Origin of the sequence: Acinetobacter sp. NBRC 110496, assembly GCF_000876115.1 — a bacterium.
Lineage (GTDB): Bacteria > Pseudomonadota > Gammaproteobacteria > Pseudomonadales > Moraxellaceae > Acinetobacter.
This window is the reverse complement of the sequence record NZ_BBTF01000118.1, coordinates 1-2,191: the sequence shown is the minus strand read 5'-3', so window position 1 is coordinate 2,191 and position 2,191 is coordinate 1. Positions and strand designations below refer to the sequence as shown.

The following is a 2,191-nucleotide window of genomic DNA, read 5'->3' as shown; positions in this document are numbered from 1 at the left end:
TGCAACAAAGCCACTTCAAAGTAGAAATGTCTGGTCTGGATTGTTGCCACTCTAATTTGAGTTTAAAAAAGCTAGCAAATCTGCTAGCTTTTTAAGATGATTATTCTATTTTTTAGAATTTAATAAACCAAAGAAGTTCTCTCCATCGTTCTCTAAGTCTTCAAAAAACTTATAAAACGATTGGGCAATAGCCTTATTTTTGACAATAATACCCACAGGCACTGTTGTTAAAATATTTGTGGATGAATCACTAACGTGAATAATCAAAACACAAAAAGAGTCTTTCATAACCAAAAGCTCAAAATTACCGTCAAAAACTACACTACTTTCCTTAAACGTTAGAAAGTGCTTGGCTCCTGCCTCAGCTGTGATTAGTTTTTTATAACTTGCGATTGATTGTTTATCATTTCTGTATGCCACTGGTAAGAAGCATTTAAAGTTTTTGGTAATTGTGGTTGTCGATAAACGATCAATAAAATCACTAAATCTATCTGACTTACCCCAAAATTCATCTGATGGAGCTAACCAATACAGCTGTTTATCATCATTATTCTGGTCTTGATATTGTTTGATTGTTTTGAAAAACAGGTCTGAATTTTCCTTAGAATATATTGGCCCGATAAAGTATTCATTGGATTTGTGTTCTAGCTTAAATAAGCGATCTAAATTAAGCTTATTCTCGCTAAAAATAGATTCAACTGAAAAAGTATCCTCCATATCTAATTCATGGAGTACCTTTAGAATATCCTCAATATTTTGTGGCTTCTTAGCTGATCTAAGAGCAGCGTAAAGAGAATCTTCGATTTTGTTAAGATTTTCCATGTGATTAAAATCACTAATCTCTGTAGGTGTATAATTCTCATCAAGCGTCAATGGTAATGTAAAACGACGAGAATGGTCTCGCAATTTTTCCACTTGGCTCATTTTATACAGTTGCAGCTTCTTTTCATCCACTGATGGATTCAACTTAACTAATCCTTGGCTGAAATAAAATCGAAAATTTTTCTGAAACTCCTTACTAACCAAAGACTCACCATTTGAAAGGTATTGGTTAGAAGCATCTAATTTAATTGAATTTGCCCCATTGTCAGATGCGTTGGGATTAACTGGCTCAGGATTCAAGCCAATCATCTCAAAACTCATCTTTTGAATATTGTCCTCAATCTTATTTACATAAGGAATTGCACAAACATCCGAGAATGCTTTCTCAAGTCGCTGAGTCAGAGCAAATCGATCATCTTCAAGATGTTTTATCTGCATTTGTTTTAATAATTTAGTTAATAGCACATCTGTTTCATGATTAGATAACCCTAAGAACCGCGCTATTTTTTCAGCAGAAAGTGGTGCAATTACCAATAGGCGCAATACCATAGAATCAATAAAATCTAAGGTATCTGTTGTGGTATAGCTAAATGCCACATTGAATAGTTGTGATGGCAATGTAACATCTACGTCATGATAGCTTCTTAGTGAATTTTCCATGAGTTATACCCCTGCCTTTCTATATTTTTTTGATCTATTTTTATTAATGTGCGGATTGTTTTGTACTATTTTGACAATGGCGCGTTTTGAAATATATCGATATTCTAAAGTCTGATTTTCACGGCACTTGATGTAATTTAATACGCGTCCTAAAGGTAAGTTACTGTTGACTCCTTGCCACATTTCTGACGCACCAAAGATTACAAGACGATCCATTGCGCGAGATAAAGCCACGTTCACACGATTTGGTGACTTCAAAAATGCAGGAAACTTAGTTGGATCATTTCGCGTAACTGAGAGAATGATGATCTTATTCTGTTTACCTTGATAACTATCCACCGTATCAATACGCACAATTGATCTCAATGCATCTGACACTTCACACAAAGAGAAGGCTTTTCTTAACCGGTTTTTTTGCTCAGCATAGGTACAAATTACACCAATAGCAGGCTCTTTAAGGGAATCAGGCTCTGGCACTAATTTATTTAACAAGAGTTTGTCTTGGTCAATCCGCTGAAGAAAATCGATAATTTCATTAATTTCATGTGGGTTATAAATACTACTACCTTTCTCCATTTTGAAATGCTCAGCATTCCCAGTATCCACCCAAGTAACTGTTGAATTCAATTCTATTACGATGTCGGATGCATAGTTATCAGGCACAATCCGCTTTAACTTAATTTCTTTCAGCTCTTCATCACTTAAACCA

The 2,191-nt window shown here is 34.8% G+C and carries 2 protein-coding genes; both read right to left on the bottom strand.

Translation table 11 applies throughout. The annotated features are described in order from the left end of the window. Positions 1-105: 105 nt before the first annotated feature. Positions 106-1,482 carry a hypothetical protein gene (locus Aba26S_RS20710; RefSeq protein ID WP_005005738.1) on the bottom strand — a complete coding sequence of 459 codons (1,377 nt, stop codon included), beginning with the start codon at positions 1,480-1,482 and terminating at the stop codon, positions 106-108. Positions 1,483-1,485: 3 nt separating this feature from the next. Then, a partial coding sequence (locus Aba26S_RS20705; RefSeq protein WP_043975031.1) for an AAA domain-containing protein occupies positions 1,486-2,191 on the bottom strand: 706 nt, incomplete at its 5' end.